This is a genomic window from Mesorhizobium sp. B2-6-2 (assembly GCF_006440615.1).
GTDB lineage: Bacteria > Pseudomonadota > Alphaproteobacteria > Rhizobiales > Rhizobiaceae > Mesorhizobium.
Map to the genome: position 1 here is coordinate 56,407 of NZ_VFUG01000005.1, position 22,683 is coordinate 79,089.

A 22,683-nucleotide genomic window follows, 5' to 3' on the forward strand; every position below is an offset into this window, starting at 1 on the left:
ATGAAAATTGCCCTATCCACGCTCGCCGGCGCCGCGCTGGCGCTCGGCCTGACCGCAGGCTCCGCCATGGCCAAGGATCAAGGCATCGTCGTCTACAATGCCCAGCATGAGAGCCTCGCCAAGGAATGGGCAGCGGGCTTCACCAAGGAAACCGGCATCAAGGTCACGCTGCGCAACGGCGGCGACAGCGACTTCTCCAACCAGATCGTCGCCGAGGGAGCGGCCTCGCCGGCCGACGTGTTCCTGACCGAGAATTCGCCGGCAATGGCGCTGGTCGAGGCCGCCGGCCTGTTCGCGCCGGTCGACGCCGATACGCTGGCGCAGGTGCCGCAGGAATACCAGCCGTCGACTGGCAAGTGGGTCGGCGTTGCCGCCCGCAGCACCGTCTTTGCCTATAACAAGGACAAGCTGAAGGAAGACCAATTGCCGAAGTCGCTGCTCGATCTTGCCGATCCGAGCTGGAAGGGCCGCTGGGCCGCCTCGCCGTCCGGCGCCGACTTCCAGGCCATTGTCAGCGCCCTGCTTGAGCTCAAGGGCGAGGCCGCTACCGCCGACTGGCTGAAGGCGATGAAGGAGAATTTCACCGCCTACAAGGGCAACTCAACGGTGATGAAGGCGGTCAATGCCGGCGAGATCGATGGCGGCGTGATCTACCACTATTATTATTTCGGCGATCAGGGCAAGACCGGCGAGAACAGCGGGAATGTCGGCCTGCACTATTTCAAGAACCAGGACCCCGGCGCCTTCGTTTCGGTGTCGGGCGGCGGCGTGCTGGCTTCCAGCAAGCATCCGAAGGAAGCCCAGGCATTCCTGAAGTGGGTGACCGGCAAGGGCGGCCAGGATGTGCTGAAGACCGGAACGTCCTATGAATATGCGATCGGCAAGGATGCCCAATCCAATCCCAAGCTGGTGCCGCTGATCGACCTGCAAGCGCCGAAAGTCGATCCGGCGAAGCTGAATTCCAAGAAGGTCATCGACCTGATGACGCAAGCCGGCTTGCTTTAGTTCGCGTTCGTCCTAAAAGGGCAAACGACCGTGCTCCTGCGGGAATTTGCCTTCCGCGGGAGCGTTTTTGTTTGGAGATGGCTTCGTCGATGACCATCGACTGCGCTTCGAGCCGCCTGAGTGGCGCATCGGACCGCTTCCGCCGGCAGGCGGAGGCGGCCCAGCGGCCTGCCTGATGCAATCGGCGCTCGACATGACGCCGGCAAGATTGGCGGCGGCGGGAATGAAGAAACGCCGGTCCATCTCGTGGATCACGCTCGCCGCCGCTCTGATCTCGCTCATCGCGCTGCTGCCGCTCGCCTTCATCGTCTGGGTCGCGATCCAGACCGGCTGGGACACCGTGGTGGCGCTGATATTCCGCCCGCGCGTCGGCGAACTGCTGGTCAACACCATGCTCCTCGTCGCTGTCACCGTGCCGATTGCCGTCGTGCTGTCGGTGGCGCTGGCCTGGCTGACCGAGCGCAGCGACCTGCCCGGCAATCGCTGGTGGTCGTGGCTTTCGGTCGCGCCGCTCGCCATCCCCGCTTTCGTGCACTCCTATGCCTGGATCAGCTTCGTTCCGGGCCTGCACGGGCTGTGGGCCGGCGTGCTCGTTTCCGTCATCGCTTATTTCCCATTCCTTTACCTGCCGATCGCCGCCGCGCTGCGCCGCCTCGATCCGGCGCTGGAGGATGCGGCCGCAGCGCTCGGTCTTGGCCCGTGGCGGGTCTTCGCGCGCGTCGTGCTGCCGCAGCTCAGGCTCGCCATCTGCGGCGGCTCGCTGCTGGTCGGCCTACATCTGCTTGCTGAATACGGCCTCTATGTCTTCATCCGTTTCGACACCTTCACCACCGCGATCGTCGACCAGTTCCAGTCGACCTTCAACGGTCCGGCCGCCAACATGCTGGCCGCCGTGCTGGTGGTCTGCTGCCTCTTCCTGCTCACCCTCGAGGTGATGATCCGCGGCGAGGAGCGCTATGCCCGCGTCGGTTCCGGCGCCGCGCGCAAGCAGCAGCGTGCTCGCCTCGGCCGCGCCGCCTTGCCATGCCTGCTTTTGCCGGCCGGCGTCGCGCTGCTGTCGCTCGGCGTGCCCTTTGTCACGGTCAGCCGCTGGCTGCTCGCCGGCGGCATGGAAGTCTGGCGCTGGGACGAGATCGGCCTGGCGCTCGGCCAGACGCTGTTCCTCGCCATCGCCGGCGCGGTACTTGCAACGGTTGCCGCCATGCCGATGGCCTGGATTTCGATCCGCGCGCCGGGGCCGCTGCAACGGCTGCTCGAGAGCTGCAACTATATCGTCGGCGCGTTGCCGGGCGTGGTCATCGCGCTGGCACTGGTGACCATCACGGTGCGCGTCGCGCTGCCGCTCTACCAGACGCTGTTCACCATCCTGTTCGGTTACGCGCTGATGTTCCTGCCACGCGCGCTGATAAGCCTGCGTGCCTCGATCGCGCAGGCGCCAGTGGAGCTGGAGCGCGCGGCCTCCAGCCTCGGCCGTCCGCCGGTCAAGGCGCTGTGGTCGACGACCATCCGCCTTTCGGCGCCGGGCGCCGCGGCCGGCATGGCGATGGTGGCGCTCGGCATCACCAACGAGCTCACCGCCACCCAGATGCTGGCGCCCAACGGCACCCGCACGCTGGCGATGGCATTCTGGTCCTATAGCGGCGAGATCGACTACGCCTCCGCCGCCCCTTACGCGCTGATCATGGTGGCGATGTCGCTGCCGATGACCTGGTGGCTCTACATCCAGTCGAAGCGGATGGCCGGACGATGAGCTTTCTCGAACTCAGCGGCGTCGCGAAAAGCTACGGCCCGGTGACGGCGCTCGCCGGCGTCGACCTGAAAGTCGAAAGCGGCAGCCGCACCGCGATTGTCGGGCCGTCCGGCTGCGGCAAGACCACCTTGCTCAGGCTGATCGCCGGCTTTGAGGCGCCGGACCGCGGCCGCATCGCGCTCGACGGCAAGGTGCTCGCCAATGGCGGCGCGGCCGTGCCGGCGCACCGCCGCGGCATCGGCGTGGTGGCCCAGGACGGCGCCCTGTTCCCGCATCTCACCATCGCCGACAATATCGGCTTCGGCATCCCGCGGAATGCCGACAAGCGAACCGAGCATATCGTCGAGCTCGCCTACATCGTCGGGCTGGACAAGGCGATCCTGAAGCGCCGGCCGCACGAGCTTTCCGGTGGCCAGCAGCAGCGCGTGGCGCTTGCCCGCGCCATGGCGATGAAGCCCAGGCTGATGCTGCTCGACGAACCATTTTCGGCGCTCGACACCGGGCTTCGCGCTTCGATGCGCAAGGCGGTGGCCGAGCTTCTGGAAGAGGCGGGCATCACCACCATACTGGTCACGCACGACCAGGCCGAGGCGCTGTCCTTCGCCAGCCAGGTGGCGGTGATGCGCGAAGGGCTGTTCTCGCAGGTCGGCACGCCGCGCGAGCTCTATTTCCAACCCAGGGACAGGATGGTCGCCGAGTTCCTCGGCGACGCCATCATCGTGCCGGCCAGGATTGCGGACGGCTTCGCCGTATCGCGGCTCGGCCGCATCGCCGTCGACACGAAGGGACGGCGCGATGTCGCCCGCATCATGCTGCGGCCCGAGCAGATCCTGCTCAAACGGACCTCGCGCGAAGGCATGTCGGGCACACCCGACATGCTGTTCGGCGAAGTGACGGACTGCGAGTTCGCGGGCTCGGTCTGCACCGTCGCGGTGCGGCTGCTCAACAGCCCGGACCCGCCCGATGCGGCCGCCATCGGCAACACGCCGCTGATCCTGCGCAGAACAGGCATGGACGCGCCGGAGATCGGCGAGATCGTGCGCTTGACCGTCACCGGCAAGGCGCATGTCTTTGCTTGATCTCCACCTTGAGAATAATGCAATTCTGCATTATTATTGAGCTAGGAGGCCATTATGACGACACTGACTGTTACTGCGCGGGGTCAGGTCACGTTCCGGAAGGACGTGCTCAAGCATCTCGGCATCCAGCCCGGCGACAAGATCAGGCTTGATCTTCTACCCGGCGGGCGGGCGGAGCTGAAAGCCGACCAGGGCAAGGGCTCCTGGCAAGAGCTGAGCGGGATGCTCAAGGCCAAGACGAACGGTGCACGGCTTTCGATCGATGAGATCAACGATGCGATCGCCGACGCCGGCGCTTCGAGCGGGATGCGCGGAATCGAGCGCAAATGAAGATCGGCCTCGACACCAACGTGCTGTTGCGCCTTGTCGTCGGGGACGACGAAGCGCAGCAACGGACCGCAGCCGAGACCCTGGAAGCAGCCGAGCTGGTCGCGATCAGCGTTCAAGCGCTCTGTGAATTTGTTTGGGTGCTGGACAGAAGTTACCGGGTCGCGCGGTCCGACATATCCGCCTCGATCCGCCGCATCCTCGATATGCGCAACGTCGTAGCCAACCGACCAACGATCGAAGCGGGCCTGGCCGTGCTCGACGCCGGTGGCGATTTCGCGGATGGCGTGATCGCGTTCGACGGCCAGTGGCTCGGCGGCGAAACCTTCGTGTCCTTCGACAGGAAAGCGGCAAAGCTCGTCGAAGGGTTGGGAACGCCCACGCTGTTGCTCGGGTGATTTCTACCGCACACGCTGCCCGGTCGCAGGCGACCAAAGCGGCCATTGCTCCAGGAAATCAACGCTGTGGATGACCACGCGCTGCCCATCGATCAGGATGATCGAATAGGCGGGCGGAGCCTGCTCGACCACTTCGTCGCCGACCAGGTCGAGCATGAAGCGGGCATGCAGGCCGCGCTGCACCGAAAACGGAATGCCGGCGACGGTGCCGGCGATGTCGCGATGGACATGGCCGAAGAAGATGTAGCGGACATTGCCGTGGCGGGTCAGCACGTCGATCAACCGGTGCGGCTGTTCGAGGCCGAGCGGATCGAGCAGCGTGAGGCCGAGCTCGACGGGCGGATGATGCAGGAAAATATAGGCCGCCTTGCCTGCCGCCTCGCCAAGCCGTGCGTCGAGCCATGCAAGCCGGCTGTCGCACAACTCGCCGGTGACGCGGCCTTCCGCCAGGCTGTCGAGAAAAACGAGGCGCCCTTCCGGCGTGTCGAGCACCGACTGCACGAAGCCGTTGCCGTCCGTCCCGTTATCCGGAAAGGCGGCGATCAGATTGGCGCGCCGGTCATGGTTTCCAGGCAGCAGCTGGCAAGGCACAGTGAGCCGGCTCAGCGCCGATTTCAAATCGGCATAGCTCTCGGCCTCGCCGTCGTCGGCCAGATCGCCGGTGAAGATGCAGAGCGCCGCATCGCCATGCCGCGCATTGATATGGTCTATGCAACGATCGAGCCGCTCATTCAGATCCGCGCCGTAGCGCATCTGGCGCCGACGATCGAGATGGATGTCGGTGACCTGGATGATCTTCATTCCGTGAACCCTCAAGCAATTTGCAAAGTCAGCCTTGCAAGGCCCGCCTTACAGCACCGGTTCCGGCACCGAGGCCTTGAACACGTCGAGCCTGGCGCCCGTCTCCGAGGAGAAGAAGTGCAGGTCCGCTTCGGCGAACTGCAGGCCGATCGTGCTGCCCGGTTCGGGATGGACGGTCTCGGACGTCACGATGGAGAACGGCGCGCCGTCGAGATCGACATAGACGACGCGGCCGGCGCCCAATTCCTCGACGAGGTCGACGGTCGCCGCGAGCGCTCCGGGCGTGCCCGGCGCCACCATGCGCACAGCCTCCGGCCGGACGCCGACAGCGACTTTCGCGCCGACCGGCAGGCCCGTGCGCGACACGTTGAGCTTGCGGCTGCCGCCGAGCAATGACAGCCCGTCGAGCGTGACGGTGCCTTCGAGCATGTTCATCGCCGGCGCGCCGACGAAGGTGGCCACGAAGCGGCTCGCCGGCCGGCTGTAGACTTCCGCCGGTGTGCCCACCTGCTCGACGCGGCCGCCATTCATCACCACCAGCCGGTCGGCCAGCGTCATCGCCTCGACCTGGTCGTGCGTGACGAAGACGGAAGTGGCGCTGAGGCGCCGGTGCAGCTTGCGGATCTCGGAGCGCATCTGCACCCGCAGCTTGGCGTCGAGGTTTGAGAGCGGCTCGTCGAAGAGGAACACCTTCGGCTCGCGGATCATGGCGCGGCCCATGGCGACGCGCTGGCGCTGGCCGCCGGACAGCGCCATCGGCTTGCGGTCGAGCAGGTGCTCCAGCTCCAGGACGCGCGCCACCGCCTGGACGCGCTGAGCGCGTTCGGCCGACGGAACGCCGGCCACCTTCAACGAATAGCCGATATTCTGGGCCACGCTCATATGCGGGTAGAGCGCGTAGTTCTGGAACACCATGGCGCAACCGCGCTCGCGCGGCTCGAGCTTGTTGACCACCGTGCCGTCGATCGCGATCGTGCCGTCGGAAATCTCTTCCAGCCCGGCGATCATTCTAAGCAGCGTGGACTTGCCGCAACCAGACGGCCCGAGGATGACGACGAATTCGCCCGACGCGAAGTCGAGGTCGACGCCGTGCACGACCTGCGTCTTGGCGTAGTTCTTCTTGACGCCGCGAATGGCGATGGAGGCCATTTCCCGTCTCCTTATTTTTCGGTGGCGATCAAGCCGCGCACGAACCAGCGCTGCATCAGCACAACGACGATCAGCGGCGGCAGCATGACGATAAGCGTGCCGGCCATGGCGATATGCCATTCCGGCGCGCCGCCGACATTGGGTATCAGCTGCTTCAGCTCTGTCACCGCCATCGCATGCGACTGGTCGGTGGTGATAAGCAACGGCCACAGGTACTGGTTCCAGGCCCACAGGAACATGATGGTACCGAGCGCCGCCATGTTGTTGCGCGACAGCGGCAGCAGGATATCGACGAAGAAGCGCAGCGCACCGGCGCCGTCCATGCGCGCCGCCTCGGTCAATTCGTCCGGCACGGTCAGGAAGAACTGGCGGTAGAGGAAGGTGCCAGTGGCGGTCGCGACCAGCGGCAGGATCAGGCCGCTATAGGAATTGAGCAATCCCAGGCTGAGCGAAACCTGCACGCCCGAGACCTTTTCGATGAGCCAGGAGAAGCCGGTCAGGTCCATGATCGCCTGATAGGGCTCGAGCACGTTGGCGACCACCGCGTAGGTCGGCACGATGCGCACCTCGAGCGGGAGCATCAGCGTGATGAAGATCAGCCAGAACATCAGCATGCGGCCGGGATAGCGGAAATAGACGATCGAGAAGGCGGTCAGCGCCGAGATGATGACTTTGCCGGCGGCGACGCCGAACGCCATGATGAAGGAGTTGAGCAGCTTCGGACCGAGATCGGCGGTGGTCCAGGCCGTCTTGATGTTGACCCAGAAATCGCTGCCCGGCAGCAGCGACATCGGCACGTCGTTGACGTCCTTCAGATTATGCGAGGCGGCGATCGCTACGATGACGAACGGCGCCACGCAGAATACGAAGCCGACGAACAGGATCAGATGCGTGAAGAAATTGAGGATCGGGGTGCGCTCGACCATGGCCCGCCTCAACGATAATGCACGCGCCGCTCGATGAAGCGGAACTGGACGATGGTGAGCGCGATGATGAGCAGCATCAGGATGATGCTCTGCGCGGCGGCGCCTGAATAATCCAAACCTTTGAAGCCGTCGGAATAGATCTTGTAGACCATCAGATTGGTGGCGTTAGCCGGTCCGCCTGCGGTCATGATGTCGACGATGCCGAAGGAATCCTGGAAGCTCTCGGTGATGTTGATGACCAGCAGGAAGAAGATGGTCGGCGTGATCAGCGGAAACTGGATATCCCAGAAGCGCCTGATGACGCCGGAGCCGTCCATCGCCGCCGCCTCGATCAGCGAGCGCGGAATTGACTGGAAGGCGGCGAGAAAGAAGATGAAATTGTAGCCGACATACTTCCACGAGAAGGCGATGATGATCGAGGCCATGGCGTCGGTGCCGTCGAGGCCGGGGTCCCAGAAGCCGGGCCAGACCTGGTTGACCACGGCCATGAAGCCGGCTTCCGGTGCCAGGATGAAGCGAAACGCCAGCGCCAGCGCCGGTGCCGCGATGCCGTAGGGCCAGATCAGCACCACGCGATAAAGCCATGAGCCGGCAAGTTGGCGGTCGGTCAAGGCGGCGAGAACCAGCGCGATTGTCATCGCAAGTCCCGTGCTGATGCCGGCGAAGATCATGCTGGCGGTGATCGAGTCCCAGTAGCTGGCGTTGGACAGGATCGAGCGGAAATTGTCGAGCCCGACCCAGATATTGCCGCCGCCCCAGGGCTGCTGCAGCGTCAGCGACCAGTACACGGCCTGCCCGGCCGGCCAGTAGAAGAAGGTGAAGATCAGAATAAGCTGCGGCACCGCGAACAGGATGCCGATCGTCCATTTGCTGAAAGTGACGCGTTTTTCCATCGATCCGCCGATGTCGTTCAACCGCCAACCCGCTCGCGCGGCACAAGACTAAGGCATGTCTCCCGAAAGTGGGAACCGGTTTCGCGACAAAGACGTGCCCAAATCAAAACCCCTATGAAATGGCCGCCCGTCGATGCTCGGCGGGCGGCCGTTCCAGTATCCGGGATCAGGGCAGGGTCTTACCCGGATAGGTCTGCTGGAAGCGCTCGAGGATCGCGTCGCCATTCTTGACCAGCGCGTCGAGGCCTTCCTGCACGCTGACCTTGTTGGCGAAGATCGCCTGCATCTGCGTGCCGAATTCGGCGCGGATCTGGGTGAAGTTGCCGAGGCGGATGCCGCGGGTGATCTCGGTCGGCTCCGACGCGGTCAGGCTGGCGATCGCCACTTCGCGGCCCTTATAGGGCGCCTTGTCGTAAAAGCCGTCGGACTTCATGAAATCGAAGCCCGACTTCGTCACCGGAATGTAGCCGGTGTTGGTCGACCAGAACAAAGCGGTCTTGGGGTCGTGGATGAAATTGAGGAACGCGGCCGCGCCCTTGTATTCGGCGTCCGACTTGCCCGACAGCACCCACAGCGAAGCGCCGCCGACCAGCGAGTTCTTGCGCTCGGTGCCGGCATAGACCGGCAGCTCGGCCACGTCCCATTTCATGCCTTCCTTCTGGGTGCGGCCGACCGTGCCGTGATCGCCGACCGAGGTCAGGATGAGCTGGCAGGTGCCGGTGGCGAAGGCCTGAACCATGTCCTGGCCGAGGTCCTTGGACTTGATCTTGACCAGGCCCGCGTCATACCACTTCTTGAGGTCGGTGACGTACTGGACGAATTTGGTCTTGTTGACTTCCAGACGCGCGTCGAGACCGTCATAACCGTTGTTCTTGGTGGCGATCGGCTGGTTGTGCAGCGCCGAGAACTGCTCCATCAGCTGCCAGCTTTCGTTGGCCGAGATGTTGATCGCCATCGGGCAATCATAGCCGGCGTCCTTCAGCGCCTTGAGGTCGGCGGCGACGTCTTCCCAGGTCTTCGGCGCCTCGGTCTTGCCGATCTTGGCGAAGGCGTCCTTGTTCCAGTACATCAGCGCCGTCGACGAGTTGAACGGGAAGGACAGCATCTCGCCCTTCGAGGTCGCGTAGTAGCGGGCGATGCCCGGGAAATAGTCGCTGTAGTCGATCTTGTAGCCGTTCTCTTCCATCAGCTTGTCGGCGGGCTTGTAGGCGCCCGACAGCATCATGGTGGCGGTGCCGACGTCATAGACCTGGACAACGGTGGGCTGCTTGCCGGCGCGGAAGGCGGCGATCGTGTTCTGCAGCGTGGCGTCGTAATTGCCCTGGCTGGTGCAGACGACCTGGTAGTCCTTCTGGGAATCGTTGAAGTTCTTGCACAGCGTGTCGACGACGCGGGCGAGGTCGCCCGAAAGACCGAACCAGAAATCGAATTTGACCGGCTCGGCAAAAGCAGGAATCGCAAGCGCGGTGCTGAGCGCGCCAGCGGCAAGGGCGGCAAAGCCCCGCTTGATGATCGTCATGGTTTTTCCCTCTTGAGTGGCAGTGTGACAAGGTTTTGCGCAAGTCCTTGCCCGCTCTCATAGAGAAGGTATGTGACAGTTCTGTTGTGGGCCCGAAGCCCCTGTGGACAGCCAGTCTCTCCTCCCCCGGCAGCGGTCGCGCCGGCATGAAAACGTCACATCGGCGCTCTAGGAAGCTAGGGCGCTGCGAAGCGGCGAAAAGACCTCCGTGATTAACCGGCTAACTGGATGAGAAGAGACATGCTGGTCCCGCAGCTCACGCACGTGCCCGTCGCCGCCCGCAACGCGATGCGGGACGGACCGCGCGACAGCGCCACCCATCTGCGCCACGCGGCCGCCGTTCCCGCCCTCGGCGAGATCGAGATCGGCGGCCGGGCGTCGCGCGAGAGCGCCGGCGAGAGCCTGACCGTCATGGCCTGGAACGTCGAGCGGCTGCGCCATGTCGATGCCATCGCCACAACGATCGCCGACCGGGCGCCGCACGTCGTGCTGCTTTCGGAAGTCGACAAGGGCATGGCGCGCTCCGGCAACGGCCATCTTTTGAGCCGGCTTGCCGATCGTCTAGGCCATTCCTACGCCTATGGCGTCGAGTTCCTCGAACTCGGCGCCGGCAATGAGGCCGAGCAGGCGGCAAATGGCGGCGCCGAGAACCTTGAGGGCTTCCATGGCAACGCCATAACCAGCGCCGTCCCGCTGCTGCGGCCTTTCCTCGTTCGGCTGGACGCGGCTGGCGCATGGTTCCTGCCGGAGCACGGCCAGCCGCGCGTCGGCGGCCGCATGGCGCTTGGCGGCCAGGTGACGGTCGGCGACCATCGGGTCACCGTCGTCTCGGTGCACCTCGAGAACCGTACGACCCCTGCTGGCCGCGCCGACCAGACGCGCCACCTCCTCGACGCCATCGACAGATATGACGCGGAAGCGCCGGTGCTGATCGGCGGCGACTTCAACACGTTGACCGCCACCTATGAAGAGCGTCACGCCGATCCGGCCGCATGGCAGGCGCGCATCGACGCCGAACCGGACCGGCTGATGTGCCCCGACCGCCACGAGCCCCTCTTCGCCATCATGGCCGAACGCGGATACGACTGGCGCGGCGCCAACGCGCTGGACAAACCGACGCAGCGGCGCCCGGCGGGCGACACCACGCCCACCGGCCATATCGACTGGTTCTTCACCCGTGGCCTCGCGGCAAGCGCACCGGAGACACTGCCAGCGGTCTTGCCGGACGGCAGCCCGAGCGCCGACCACGAGGCGCTGGTGGTTACAGTGCGGGTAAGATAGCGGCCGCAATCAGGGTTCGAGCGCCCCTTCCACCAGCCGCTTGGCATCAGGGCTCGACCATTCGGCCGGGCCGTTCATATGCGCGATCAGGCAGCCATCTGCGTCGATCAGCATGGTCACGGGAAGCCCGAGCGCCAGCCCGCGCGTCTTCGCCTCATTGAACAGGGCGATCGTCGGGTCCCGGTAAAAGCCGAGCGTCTCGACGCCGATCTCCTTGAGGAACTTCTTCGGCTTCGCGTCGTCGCCGGTATCGACATTGACCGCGATCACCTCGAATTCCTTGCTGCCCTTCTCCTTCTGCAGCGCGTCGAGCGCCGGCATCTCGGCGCGGCATGGCGCGCACCATGTGGCCCACAGATTGAGCAGCACGGTCTTGCCGGCATGGTCGGCGATTGTCATCGGCTTGCCGTCGGGGCCGTTGAAGGCCAAGCTCTTCAGCGATTGCGGCGGATCGGCCGGCTGCAGCGCCGCGATCTGGCCGACGGCCTTGGCGGCGACCTGCTTGGCCCGGTCGGCCTTGGCCGCGCAGGCGGCATCGTCCTTGCCGGCGACCGCGACGGCCTTCTCGGGAGCGTTGTTGCCAGAACCGCTCTCGCTGACATATACCGCGACCGCGCCGGCCAGCACGCCCGCCACCAAAGCGGCGAGGATGAGGCGCGTAGCCGGAAAAAAGAACCTCTTGCCGTCTGCCATTTCAAAACTGCTCCGGAGCACGGGTTATAGCGATGAGCGACAAGAAGGCCAGCAACCAGATGTGGGGCGGACGTTTTGCCTCGGGTCCGGCCGCGATCATGGAAGCGATCAACGCGTCGATCGGCTTCGACCGCAAGCTCTATGCGCAGGACATAAGCGGATCGATCGCCCATAGCGAGATGTTGGCTGAAACGGGCATTATTTCGGCCGCCGATCAAGAAAAAATCGCTCACGGGCTGAACACGATCCTGAAAGAGATCGAGGCCGGCACGTTCGAATTCTCGACCAAGCTGGAAGACATCCACATGAATGTCGAGGCCCGCCTTGCCGACCTGATCGGCCCGGCGGCGGGACGCCTGCACACCGCCCGCTCGCGCAACGACCAGGTGGCGGTCGATCTCCGGCTCTGGGTCAAGCAGGAATCCCAGCGCGTCGCCCGGGCGCTGAAGGACCTGATCGCCGCGTTCCTCGAACGCGCCGAGGAGCATGCGGCGACCGTCATGCCCGGCTTCACCCATATGCAGGCGGCGCAGCCGGTGACCTTCGGCCACCACTTGATGGCTTATGTCGAGATGTTCGGCCGCGACCTCTCGCGCGTCCGCGACGCCATCGAGCGCATGGACGAAAGCCCGCTGGGCGCGGCGGCCCTTGCCGGCACGAGCTTCGGCATCGACCGACACATGACGGCGAAGGCGCTGGGCTTCCGCGAGCCGACGCGCAATTCCCTCGACAGCGTTTCGGACCGCGATTTCGCGCTCGAATTCCTGAGCCTTGCCGCGATCTGCGCGACGCACCTCTCCAGGCTCGCCGAGGAGATCATCATCTGGTCGACGCCGCAATTCGGCTTCATCCGCCTATCGGATTCCTTCTCCACCGGCTCCTCGATCATGCCGCAGAAGAAGAACCCGGACGCTGCCGAGCTGGTGCGCGGCAAGACCGGCCGCGTCAACGGCCATCTGGTCGGCCTGCTGACCGTGATGAAGGGCATGCCGCTGACCTACGGCAAGGACATGCAGGAAGACAAGGAAGCGGTCTTCGACGCCGCCGAGACGCTCGACCTGATGCTGGCGGCGACCGCCGGCATGGTGCGCGACATGACCGTCAACGCCGCCGCCATGAAGAAGGCCGCAGGCGCCGGTCACGCCACCGCGACCGACCTGGCCGACTGGCTGGTGCGCAATCTGGGCCTCCCCTTCCGCGAAGCCCATCATGTCACCGGCCGCGCCGTGGCGCTGGCCGAGGAGAAGAGGGTCGGGCTGGAGAAGCTCTCGCTGGACGACCTGCGCTCGATCCATTCGGGCATCACCGACGACATCTTCTCGGTGCTTGCCGTGCAGAATTCGGTGAAGAGCCGCACGAGCTTCGGCGGCACCGCGCCGTCGGAAGTGCGAAAGCAGACCCGCTACTGGAAAAAGCGGCTCGCCAAGGCTTAATGCATGTCGCCCAGAAGTGTGCAGCGGTTCTGGGACAACGACATGCATCAAAACAAAGATTTAAAGCGCGTCGCGCTTTAAATTGCCGGGATGCAAAGCGCTGAAAACTCGTCTAAAAGCGCAGCACGCAATCAGTTTCGAACGGATGGATCGATGACCCGTAGCAGGATTTTGGTGACGCTGGCGCTGCTGGCTGCGGTAGTCACCGTCACGGCCTGCGGCAGGAAGACCGGCCTCGACACGCCTTATGAGGCGGCGGAGCAGGCGCGCAAGGATGCCGAACGCGCCAAGCAGCCGGTGCCGCCCGAGCCGGAAAAACCCGTCAAGGACAGGAAATTCATCCTCGATCCCCTGCTCTAGAGCCGGTGAGATCGACCCGGTCCCATCGAGCTTCAACCTTTCGGAACCGAACCCCGTGAACCATTTCGACTACCGCGACGGCGTGCTCCATGCCGAGGACGTCGCCATTCCCGACATCGCAGCCGAGGTCGGCACGCCCTTCTATTGCTATTCGACGGCGACGCTGACCCGGCATTTCCGCGTCTTCAAGGAGGCTTTTTCCGGCCTCGACGCGCTGGTTTGCTACGCCATGAAGGCGAATTCCAACCAGGCCGTGCTGAGGACGCTGGCCAGGCAGGGCGCAGGCGCCGACGTGGTCTCCGAAGGCGAATTGCGCCGCGCTTTGGCCGCCGGCATCCCGGCCGGCAAGATCCTGTTTTCCGGCGTCGGCAAGACCGCGCGGGAAATGGACTTTGCCCTCAATGCCGGCATTCTCTGCTTCAACGTCGAATCCGAGCCTGAGCTGGAGCTTTTGTCGGCGCGCGCCGTGGCCCTCGGCAAGGTGGCGCCCGTCTCGCTGCGCATCAATCCGGATGTCGATGCAAGGACGCACAAGAAGATCTCGACCGGCAAGGCCGAGAACAAGTTCGGCATTCCCTGGCAGCGCGCGCGGCAGGTCTATGCCCGCGCGGCTGAACTGCCCGGGATCAAGGTGACCGGCATCGACACCCATATCGGTAGCCAGATCACCGAATTGCAGCCTTTCGATGATGCCTTCGCATTGCTGGTCGAACTGGTGGGCGTGCTGCGCGCCGACGGCCATGCGATCGAGCATGTCGACCTCGGCGGCGGCCTCGGCATTCCTTACCGCGTCGACAACAGCCCGCCGCCGCTGCCCGACGCCTATGCCGAGATCGTCAGGAAGCACGTCACCAGGCTCGGCCTGAAGGTGATGTTCGAGCCCGGCCGCCTGATCGTCGGCAATGCCGGCATCCTGGTGTCTGAGGTCATCTACGTGAAGGAAGGCGACGCCAAGAACTTCCTCGTCGTCGACGCCGCCATGAACGACCTGATCCGGCCGACGCTCTATGACGCCTTCCACGACATCAGGCCGGTGGTGCAGCCGCCTGCTTCGGCGCCGCGTATGAAGGTCGACGTCGTCGGGCCGGTCTGCGAGACCGGCGATTTCATCGGCCTCGACCGCGACCTTCCGAGACTGGAGTCGGGCGACCTGATCGCGGTTTCCACCGCCGGCGCCTATGGCGCGGTGCAGGCCGGCACCTATAACACCAGGCTCCTGGTGCCCGAGGTGCTGGTCGACGGCGACCGTTTTCACGTCGTGCGGCCGCGCCAGACCTATGAGGACCTGATTGGATTGGATTCGGTCCCCGACTGGCTGAAGTAACCGAGCGGCGCGCCTTAAGGAGCTGGCCATGCTGGAAAAGAAGACGATCACGCGCGAACGCATCGCCGCCGTGGAGCCGCGCATCCGCCCCTATGTGCGCCACACGCCGGTCATGCGCGTCGACATGTCGGATTTCGACCGGCCCGCCTTTCCGGTCGACCTGAAGCTCGAATGCCTGCAGCATTCCGGCTCGTTCAAGGCGCGCGGCGCCTTCACCAATCTGCTCGAACGCCAGGTGCCGGAAGCCGGCGTGGTCGCCGCGTCCGGCGGCAATCATGGCGCCGCCGTCGCTTACGCCGCCATGAAGCTCGGGCACAAGGCGACCATCTTCGTGCCCGAAGTCAGCCCGCCGGCGAAGCTCATGCGCATTCGCGGCTACGGCGCCGAGCTGATCGTCGGCGGCGCCCGCTATGCCGAAGCGCTGGCCGCCAGCGAAGACTTCGCGGCCAGGACCGGCGCCCTGCAGATCCACGCCTTCAACCAGGAGGAAACGCTGCTCGGCCAGGGCACGCTCGGCCTGGAGATCGAGGCCGACCTGCCTGGGATCGACACGCTGCTGGTCGCGGTCGGCGGCGGCGGCCTTATCGGCGGCATCGCAGCCTGGTTCGCTGGCCGCATCCGCATCGTCGCCATCGAGCCGGAAGGGGCGCCGACGCTTTACCGCGCCCTGGAGGCCGGAAAGCCGGTCGATGCGCCCGCCGAAGGCATCGCCGCCGATTCGCTGGCGCCGAAGCGCGTCGGCGAAATGATGTTTCCGATCGCCGAGGCCTTCGTCGAGCGCTCGATCCTGGTCAGCGACGACGACATCGTCGCGGCGCAGAAGGCACTATGGGACCGCGTGCGAATCATCGCCGAGCCGGGTGGCGCCGCCGCCTTCGCCGCCATGCTTTCCGGACGCTATGTGCCCGGAGACGGCGAGCGCGTGGCCGTCCTCGTCTGCGGCTCGAACACGAATCTCGCCAATTTCTGATCATAACCCGGCCAAACCGCTTCACGTTTTTTGGAACCCGCCTCGCCTTTGCCGTGTTTGCTGGTATCCTTCTGGCGATGACGTCCGAGCTATCGTGCCCGGGCAGGAAGGGCCGATGACCGAACGACCCATTTCCAGCGGCGAACGCAGCCGGGCCAGCGATGGACGCGGCCTTGCTGGGCGCCTGGCGCTCAGCCGGTTGGCGACGCGGGCCTCGATGACCTTCGAGCGCGCCTGGCCGCTCGTGCTGCCGCTGCTGGTCGTCGCCAGCCTGTTCTTCAGCTTTTCGTGGTTCGGCCTGTTCCCGCGCCTGCCGGACACCGTACGCATCGGCCTTCTGATTCTGTTCGCGCTGGCGGCGGTCGCCGCGCTCTACCCGCTTCGCTTTTTCCGTATGCCCTCGGCAGCCGAGATCGACCGGCGCATCGAGGCGGCGAACGAATTGCTGCACAGTCCGGTGCAGGTGCAGACCGACCGGCCGAGCGGCGCCGAGAGCATCTTCTCGCAGGCGCTGTGGCGCGAGCACCAGAAGCGCATGGCCGAACGGCTTTCGAGCCTCGGCGCCGACCGGCCGCGCACCGGCGTGCCGGATTACGACCGCTGGGGCCTGCGCGCCGTGGCGGGGCTGCTGTTCGTCACGGCGCTTGCCTTCTCCTTCGGACCCTTTGGCGGCAGGATCAGCGACGGTTTTGTCGCCCGCGCCTCGCACGATGTCGTGCCCCCGCGCATCGACGCCTGGGTGACGCCGCCCGCCTATACCGGCAAGGCGCCGGTGTTCCTGACGGCCGATGCCAACCAGGCCGTCCAGACCTTTTCCGTTCCGCAAGGTAGCGACATCGCGCTGCGCGTCACCGGCGGTTCGGGCGAGGAGACGCTGAGCTATGCCGATCAAGGCGGCAATGACCGCGCCATCGAGCCCGCCGCGCCCAAAGGCCCCGCGCCTGCCGCCGGCCAGACCGCACCAAAAGTGCGCCAGTTCTCCGGCAAGCTGAACACCAATGGCACGTTGACGCTGAAATCCGGCGAAGGCGATCTCGGCCACTGGGCCTTTGCCGTCATTCCCGACAAGCCGCCGACGATCCGCTTCGTCGGCGAGCCGAAGCGCGCTGTCAACGGCGCCATCGAGCTCAATTACGAGATCGCCGACGACTATGGTGCAGCCTCCGCCAAGGCCGTTTTCGAGCTGTCGGATCCGCCCGCCGCCAACGCACATCCGCTCTACGGCGCGCCCGACATGCCATTGACGTTGCCGCGCCGCGGCGGCAAGCCGAGCGCGGCCAAGACGACCAAGGACCTGACCGAGAATGTCTGGGCCGGCAGCAACATCAAGCTGACGCTCACTGCCACGGACGACGCCGGCCACACCGCGACCAGCGAAACCAAAACGCTTGTCATGCCGGAGCGGCCCTTCGCCAATCCGCTGGCTCGAGCGGTGATCGAACAGCGCCGGCTGGTGGCGCTCGACACCAATGCCAAGCCGCGCGTTCTCGACCTGATGGATGCGGTCACGCTACGTCCCGAGGATACGTTCGACAACATGTCGAACTATCTTGCCATCATGAGCGCGAGGAGCCGACTGAAGCTCTCCGAGAGCGACGATCAGTTGCGCAACGTCGTGTCCTATCTGTGGGAGATCGCGCTCGGCATCGAGGAAGGCAATCTGTCGGCCGCCGAGCGGCGGCTGCGCCAGGCGCAGCAGGCGTTGCAGGACGCCATCAAGAACGGCGCCAGCGATCAGGAGATCGAAAAGGCGATGAAGGAACTGCGCGAGGCGATGAACCAGTTCCTGCAGGAATTCGCCCAGCGCGCGCAGCAGAACCCGAACGCGCCGCAGATGCAGCAGAACGGCCGCGAGCTGCGCCAGAGCGATATCGACCGCATGATGGACCAGATCGAGAATCTGGCCAAATCGGGCGATCGCGACAAGGCCCAGCAGCTTCTCTCCGAGCTGCAGGACATGATGAACAATCTGCAAGCCGGCCGCCAGCAGCCGGGCGGCGAGCAGGACAGCGAGATGCGCCAGCAGATGGACAAGCTCGGCGACATCATGCGCCGCCAGCAGGAAATGATGAACGACACCTTCCGCCTGGACCAGATGCAGCGCGGGCAGCGTGGCGAAGGCGGCGAGCAGCAGCAGCTTGGCGAGGATGGCGAACAGGGCCAGTCCGACGACCAGCAGCAGCGGCCCGGGCCCGGCCAGGACCGCGATCCGCTGGGCCGGCCGAAAATGTCGCCGAAGGATTTGGCCGATGCGCTGAAGCAGCTGCAGGAAGGCCAGGGCCAGTTGCAGAGCGAGCTCGATCAGTTGAAGAAAGGCCTCGAAGGCATGGGCATGGAGCCCAATGAGGGCTTCGGCGAGGCCGGCAAGTCGATGGGCAATGCCGAACAATCGCTTGGCCAGGGCGACGGCGACCAGGCCGTCGGCCACCAGGGCCGCGCGCTGGAGGCGCTGCGCCGCGGCGCCAAGGAAATGATGAAGCAGATGCAGGCCATGCAGGGCGACCAGGGCGGCAGCGAGCAGGGCGGCCGCGAGCAGAATGCCGATCGCGACCCGTTGGGGCGGCCACGCGCCACCAACGGTCCCGATGACGGCACCTCGGTTAAAGTTCCCGACGAGATCGACGTCCAGCGTGCCCGCCAGATCCTCGACGCGATCCGCAAGCGGCTCGGCAACGCGCTCAGCCCCGATATCGAGCGCAGCTATCTCGAGCGGCTGCTGGAGCTGAAATAGTCATATAGAGTCGGCTTTAGCGCCTCGCCATCGTCGGATGGCCGTTGCCGCCGTTAGGCTCCGACCGCCACGCCCGTCTGCCTGGTCAGCATGAACGCCTCGCGGATGGCGTTCTCCATGCCGTCGATCGCTTCGCCGGTCGCCAGCGGATTGCGGTGCAGGACGACGTTGGAGGAATCGATGTCGCCGAAGCCGTCGGCAGCCGTCAATTCGCGGCAATCGTCCGGGATGTTGCTGCGCGAGATCGGCGCGATCGCCAGGCCGGACGTGACGGCGAGCGTCAGGCCGCCATTGGTGTCGCTGGTGTAGGCCACGCGGTAGTCGAGGCCACGCTGCTGCAGCGACTTGATGGCGAAGTCGCGGCACCAGCCGTTGCGGCTGTAAAGCGCGATCGGCACCGGCCGTTCCTCGTGCATGTGGTGCAGCGTCGACGTAACCCAGACCGTCGGGTCGTGCATCAGCACCTCGCCGCCGGAAGAGCCCTCCCATTCGAACACCACGGCGAGGTCGAGCTCGCCGGCCGCGAGCGCCCGCACCTGCGAATCCGAATGCGCGTAGCGCACTGTGACCTCGACGCGCGGATGGCGCTTGGCGAATTCGCCCAGCGCCCGTGACAGGATCGAGCGGCCGTACTCGGCCGGAATGCCGATGCGCACCAGCCCGCCCAGCGGTGGCGCCACCAGCGAGGCAGCGGTCTCGTCCAGCAGCGAGACGATGCGGCGCGCGTTGGCGATGAGCTCGCCGCCGCGGCGCGTCAGCGCCACGCCGCGCGAGCCGCGCTCGAACAGATTGTCGCCGACCATGTCCTCCAGCTTCTTCATCTGCATGGACACGGCCGATTGCGTGCGCCCGGCTTTCTCCGCCGCGCGGGTGAAATTGCCGGTTTCGGCCACCGCCACGAAGGTGCGCAAGAGATCGCTGTCGAGGACTGGTCGCATCGAGGTCGCCATAAGAAAAGTTGATTGCTGGCATCATTCCAATTCGTTTGCCAGATGTCAAACGCCGCAGGATAGTCATGACACCCATTGGATATGCGGCCGCGAAATCGGTCGCGGACCAATCGAAGAGTCCTCACTCATACCCGCTGCCTGAAAATGGCGGCGGGTTCTTTTTCGCTGGATCGATCATGCAGAACCGGATGGTGCTGGGCATTCTGAGTCTCTGTCTCGGCGTGCTGGTCTTTTCGCTGCAGGATCCGCTGGTGAAGGCGGTTTCCGGCGGCTATCCGGTGACCGAGGTGATGGCGATCCGCGCCATCGTCGCGCTGCCGATCCTGATCGTGCTCGTCCAGGCCGATGTCGGCCTGAAGGCGGTGCTGTCGAAGCGCTTCGGCATGCTGACGCTGCGCGCCTTCATCCAGTTCTCGTCTTACACGGTCTATTATCTGGCGATCGCCGCCTTGCCGCTGGCCGATGCGGTGGCGCTCTATTTTATGGCGCCACTGTTCATCATGGCGATGGCCGGTCCCTATCTCGGCGAGCGCGTCTCATGGAAAACCCTGTCGACGGTGCTGATCGGCCTGGTCGGCGTGCTTGTGATGGTGCGTCCCGGCGGCGGCGTGTTCGACTGGGCGGCGCTGCTGTCGCTGGGTTCGGCCTTCCTCTACGGCTTCTCGCAACTGATGGCGCGCCGTATCGGCGACACCGAATCATCGACGGTGATGGCCTTCTACCAGAACGGCGCCTATCTCAGCGGCGCCGTTGCCGTTGCGGCCGTCTTTCATCTCGCCGGCATCACCCATGCGGCGCATCCGAGCGTCGAATTCCTGGTGCGGCCATGGGTATGGCCGACAATGCCGGACTTCCTGAAGATGGCCGCCTGCGGCCTCGTCGCTTCCGCCGGCATGATCCTGCTGTCGCAGGCCTACCGGATGGCGCCGGCCAACCGCGTCGCCACCTTCGAATACACAGGCATCCTGTGGTCGCCGCTGTGGGGGTTCCTGTTCTTCGCCGAAGTGCCGCGCGAAACCACCGTGCTGGGCGCCGCGCTGATCATCGGCGCCGGCCTGCTTGCGCTGAGCGGCGGGCGTCGGCGAAATGCAGCGCCGGCCGCGCCTGTCACGACCGATGCGGTCTCAAGCGAAGCAGCTTAATGCCTTGCCGACGCGGGCACGGATCTCGGCAAGCGTGAACGGCTTCTGCACGACGTCGAGGATGATGCCGTCGAGTTCCTCGGCGCGCTCGCGCTGGTCGGCATAGCCGGTCATCAGCATGATCCGCATCGTCGGGAACTCTTTTGCGGCCGCCGTCGCCATCTCGATGCCGTCCATCTCCGGCATACGGATGTCGGACAACACCAGATCGAAACCGCCGCGCGCCTGCCGGATCATGTCCAGCCCCTGCGCGCCGTCGGTGGCGATGGTGACATTATGGCCATCGCGCTCGAGCGCGCGGGCAGCGAGGGTGCGGACGGACTCATCGTCCTCGACGATCAGAAGCTTTGCCATGCCGAGATTGATGCCGCCGAAACGTTGATGTTTTCTGAAAATTCTAACGATCGGCGGCTTTTCGCAATGGCCACTGCCTCCTCAGGCGTCGCCTTTCACCACCCCGACAAACGGCAGCTCGCGGAAGGCGTGGGCGACATCCATGCCGTAGCCGACGACGAAATAGTCCGGGCAGTCGAAGCCCACATAGTCGGCGTTGAGCGAGGTCTGGCGGCGCATGCGCTTGTCGAGCAGCACCGCGATGGCGCAGCTCTTGGCGCCACGCGAAAGCATCAGGTCGCGGGTGTAGGAAAGCGTCTTGCCGGATTCGAGTATGTCGTCGATCAACAGCACGTCGCGGCCGGCGACCTCGTTGTCGATGTCGCGCAGCACCCTGACCTCGCCGCTGGTCGTGCCGGCGCCATAGCTGGAGATGAAGATGAACTCGACTTCCGGCGACAGGCCGACATCATGCATGGCGCGGATGAGATCGGCGGCGAAGACGAACGAGCCCTTGAGGATCGAGATCACCAGCAGGTCATGGTAATCGCGCCCGGCGATCTCCTTGGCGAGCTCGAGATTGCGGCGCGCGATCGCCGACGCCGAAAACAGGACCTCGATGTCCTTGCCGCGTACAACTGGCATAGTTTTTCCTTCAAAAAAACGGCAGCGGTGTCGATAGACGGGTTGAGATTCAGGTCAGGCCGAGCCGAAAATAGCGGCTGCCGAGAACCGGAGCGGAGCGTACATTTCAGTACGTGAGCACCGGAAGCGTAGGAAGCCGCTATTTGCAGGCCGGCCTCACCTGAATATCGACCCGTCTAGCCGGCGAAGATGACTGCGACGGTTCTGACGCCGTCTTTAGGCACATCGAGGCGGCTCGAAAAGCCGAATCTTTCGCCCGGGCCCAGCGAACGGTTGGATGTCCCCAGCCTGTAGCGGATGATGTTGGAATTGTTGTCGGTAACGCGGATTTCGAGCGGCGGCAGCGTTTCCGACCCCATGCCATCATTCGCGGCCTCGCCATCCACGAACAGCACCGGCTTCAATCCCGACGCATCGATGCGCGACCTCACACCTGAGATGGTGAGCGCGCTCGCCGGCGCGGCGGTCGCCCAGAATGGGCCCTGCCGGACCAGCGCGTGGCCGCCCGACACCCAGAAGGAGATCAGCGCTATGCCGACGCCGGCTATCCAAAACAATGGACCGCCACGCGAGGATCGCGACGGCGCCGCCTCCGGTCTGCGCAGCATGCCCATGCCGCCGATCGATGGCGTCGACGGCATCTGCGGCGGCGGTGCCGATTCTGGATAAGCGGCAAAACGCGGCAGCACCACATAGTCGGCATCGACGATGTCGGCCGCATCGAACATGATGCGTTCCGGCGCGGCATTTGTTGCCGTGGCGGTCATGATTTCGCCGGAAACAGGGCGCGCGGTTCTCTCGTCAGCCATTACGGCACCAGTCCAGTCTTCGTTTCTTTTGCGTAAACGCAATTGGTTAACGCTTCCCCACCGGAATGGCTTTGATGCATGCTGGGCGTTGCAAAATTAACCGCCGGTTAACCATGCCGGCCGATGGTCTGTTAAAGTAGATTGTGGCGCGTCGCCGCCGAGAGT

The 22,683-nt window shown here is 64.9% G+C and carries 22 protein-coding genes; 12 read left to right on the forward strand and 10 right to left on the reverse strand.

What is annotated here, in order from left to right; genetic code table 11:
- The 5 genes from FJ419_RS12755 (at window position 1) to FJ419_RS12775 (ending at window position 4,559) form a co-directional block, all read left to right on the forward strand.
- A complete protein-coding gene (locus FJ419_RS12755) occupies window positions 1-1,005 on the forward strand; it encodes an iron ABC transporter substrate-binding protein (protein ID WP_140692595.1) in 1,005 nt (334 codons plus the stop codon).
- Window positions 1,006-1,180: 175 nt separating this feature from the next.
- Window positions 1,181-2,755 (forward strand): iron ABC transporter permease, encoded by a 1,575-nt coding sequence (locus tag FJ419_RS12760; protein ID WP_140692598.1) that lies wholly within the window; start codon window positions 1,181-1,183, stop codon window positions 2,753-2,755.
- Entirely contained in the window at window positions 2,752-3,834 is a 1,083-nt protein-coding gene (locus tag FJ419_RS12765) for an ABC transporter ATP-binding protein (protein WP_140692601.1), read from the forward strand. Before FJ419_RS12760 ends, FJ419_RS12765 begins: the two co-directional genes overlap by 4 nt.
- Before the next feature lie 54 nt (window positions 3,835-3,888).
- Entirely contained in the window at window positions 3,889-4,164 is a 276-nt protein-coding gene (locus FJ419_RS12770) for an AbrB/MazE/SpoVT family DNA-binding domain-containing protein (protein WP_140542597.1), read from the forward strand.
- Window positions 4,161-4,559 (forward strand): type II toxin-antitoxin system VapC family toxin, encoded by a 399-nt coding sequence (locus tag FJ419_RS12775; RefSeq protein ID WP_140692604.1) that lies wholly within the window; start codon window positions 4,161-4,163, stop codon window positions 4,557-4,559. The genes FJ419_RS12770 and FJ419_RS12775 overlap by 4 nt, the downstream gene beginning before the upstream one ends.
- A gap of 3 nt (window positions 4,560-4,562) precedes the next feature.
- Here the strand turns inward: FJ419_RS12775 and FJ419_RS12780 are convergent, their stop codons facing one another.
- From FJ419_RS12780 to FJ419_RS12800, 5 genes are all read right to left on the reverse strand, one after another.
- Window positions 4,563-5,360 (reverse strand): phosphodiesterase, encoded by a 798-nt coding sequence (locus tag FJ419_RS12780; protein ID WP_140692607.1) that lies wholly within the window; start codon window positions 5,358-5,360, stop codon window positions 4,563-4,565.
- Window positions 5,361-5,408: 48 nt separating this feature from the next.
- Window positions 5,409-6,509, reverse strand: a complete 1,101-nt coding sequence (ugpC, locus tag FJ419_RS12785) for a sn-glycerol-3-phosphate ABC transporter ATP-binding protein UgpC (RefSeq protein ID WP_140692611.1) — start codon at window positions 6,507-6,509, stop codon at window positions 5,409-5,411.
- A gap of 11 nt (window positions 6,510-6,520) precedes the next feature.
- Window positions 6,521-7,435, reverse strand: a complete 915-nt coding sequence (locus FJ419_RS12790; RefSeq protein ID WP_140692616.1) for an ABC transporter permease subunit — start codon at window positions 7,433-7,435, stop codon at window positions 6,521-6,523.
- An 8-nt stretch (window positions 7,436-7,443) separates the two neighbouring features.
- A complete protein-coding gene (locus tag FJ419_RS12795; protein WP_140692620.1) occupies window positions 7,444-8,328 on the reverse strand; it encodes an ABC transporter permease subunit in 885 nt (294 codons plus the stop codon).
- A 166-nt stretch (window positions 8,329-8,494) separates the two neighbouring features.
- The gene (locus FJ419_RS12800; RefSeq protein WP_140632891.1) at window positions 8,495-9,847 is read right to left on the reverse strand and encodes an extracellular solute-binding protein; all 1,353 of its coding nucleotides are present in this window, start codon (window positions 9,845-9,847) and stop codon (window positions 8,495-8,497) included.
- A gap of 240 nt (window positions 9,848-10,087) precedes the next feature.
- On the opposite strand from FJ419_RS12800, the gene FJ419_RS12805 reads away from it, so the two are divergent.
- Window positions 10,088-11,128, forward strand: a complete 1,041-nt coding sequence (locus FJ419_RS12805) for an endonuclease/exonuclease/phosphatase family protein (protein WP_140692624.1) — start codon at window positions 10,088-10,090, stop codon at window positions 11,126-11,128.
- Window positions 11,129-11,137: 9 nt separating this feature from the next.
- Here FJ419_RS12805 and FJ419_RS12810 read toward each other — a convergent pair whose 3' ends face one another.
- Window positions 11,138-11,821 carry a TlpA disulfide reductase family protein gene (locus FJ419_RS12810; RefSeq protein WP_140692629.1) on the reverse strand — a complete coding sequence of 228 codons (684 nt, stop codon included), beginning with the start codon at window positions 11,819-11,821 and terminating at the stop codon, window positions 11,138-11,140.
- A gap of 32 nt (window positions 11,822-11,853) precedes the next feature.
- On the opposite strand from FJ419_RS12810, the gene argH reads away from it, so the two are divergent.
- The 5 genes from argH (at window position 11,854) to FJ419_RS12835 (ending at window position 18,639) form a co-directional block, all read left to right on the forward strand.
- Window positions 11,854-13,254, forward strand: a complete 1,401-nt coding sequence (gene argH, locus FJ419_RS12815) for an argininosuccinate lyase (RefSeq protein WP_140692632.1) — start codon at window positions 11,854-11,856, stop codon at window positions 13,252-13,254.
- A 153-nt stretch (window positions 13,255-13,407) separates the two neighbouring features.
- Window positions 13,408-13,614: a lipoprotein gene (locus FJ419_RS12820; protein ID WP_095767477.1), complete on the forward strand. Its 207-nt coding sequence runs from the start codon at window positions 13,408-13,410 to the stop codon at window positions 13,612-13,614.
- A gap of 55 nt (window positions 13,615-13,669) precedes the next feature.
- Complete coding sequence (lysA, locus tag FJ419_RS12825; RefSeq protein WP_140692635.1) at window positions 13,670-14,938, forward strand: diaminopimelate decarboxylase; 1,269 nt, start codon at window positions 13,670-13,672, stop codon at window positions 14,936-14,938.
- A 28-nt stretch (window positions 14,939-14,966) separates the two neighbouring features.
- Window positions 14,967-15,908, forward strand: coding sequence for a threonine/serine dehydratase (locus tag FJ419_RS12830; protein WP_140692639.1), 942 nt, complete (start codon window positions 14,967-14,969; stop codon window positions 15,906-15,908).
- A gap of 115 nt (window positions 15,909-16,023) precedes the next feature.
- On the forward strand, window positions 16,024-18,639 hold the full coding sequence (locus FJ419_RS12835; protein ID WP_140692643.1) for a TIGR02302 family protein: 2,616 nt from the start codon (window positions 16,024-16,026) through the stop codon (window positions 18,637-18,639).
- Window positions 18,640-18,692: 53 nt separating this feature from the next.
- Here the strand turns inward: FJ419_RS12835 and FJ419_RS12840 are convergent, their stop codons facing one another.
- Window positions 18,693-19,577: a LysR substrate-binding domain-containing protein gene (locus tag FJ419_RS12840; RefSeq protein WP_140692646.1), complete on the reverse strand. Its 885-nt coding sequence runs from the start codon at window positions 19,575-19,577 to the stop codon at window positions 18,693-18,695.
- 188 nt (window positions 19,578-19,765) lie between these two features.
- Between FJ419_RS12840 and FJ419_RS12845 the strand changes: the two genes are divergently transcribed.
- The gene (locus tag FJ419_RS12845; RefSeq protein ID WP_140692649.1) at window positions 19,766-20,731 is read left to right on the forward strand and encodes a DMT family transporter; all 966 of its coding nucleotides are present in this window, start codon (window positions 19,766-19,768) and stop codon (window positions 20,729-20,731) included.
- Here the strand turns inward: FJ419_RS12845 and FJ419_RS12850 are convergent.
- The 3 genes from FJ419_RS12850 to FJ419_RS12860 form a co-directional block, all read right to left on the reverse strand.
- Window positions 20,714-21,085 carry a response regulator gene (locus tag FJ419_RS12850; RefSeq protein WP_140692652.1) on the reverse strand — a complete coding sequence of 124 codons (372 nt, stop codon included), beginning with the start codon at window positions 21,083-21,085 and terminating at the stop codon, window positions 20,714-20,716. The two genes, FJ419_RS12845 and FJ419_RS12850, sit on opposite strands and share 18 nt — an antisense overlap.
- 81 nt (window positions 21,086-21,166) lie before the next feature.
- Window positions 21,167-21,709, reverse strand: coding sequence for a hypoxanthine phosphoribosyltransferase (gene hpt, locus FJ419_RS12855; RefSeq protein ID WP_095767471.1), 543 nt, complete (start codon window positions 21,707-21,709; stop codon window positions 21,167-21,169).
- Window positions 21,710-21,885: 176 nt separating this feature from the next.
- On the reverse strand, window positions 21,886-22,518 hold the full coding sequence (locus tag FJ419_RS12860) for a hypothetical protein (RefSeq protein WP_140692655.1): 633 nt from the start codon (window positions 22,516-22,518) through the stop codon (window positions 21,886-21,888).
- Window positions 22,519-22,683: the final 165 nt, after the last annotated feature.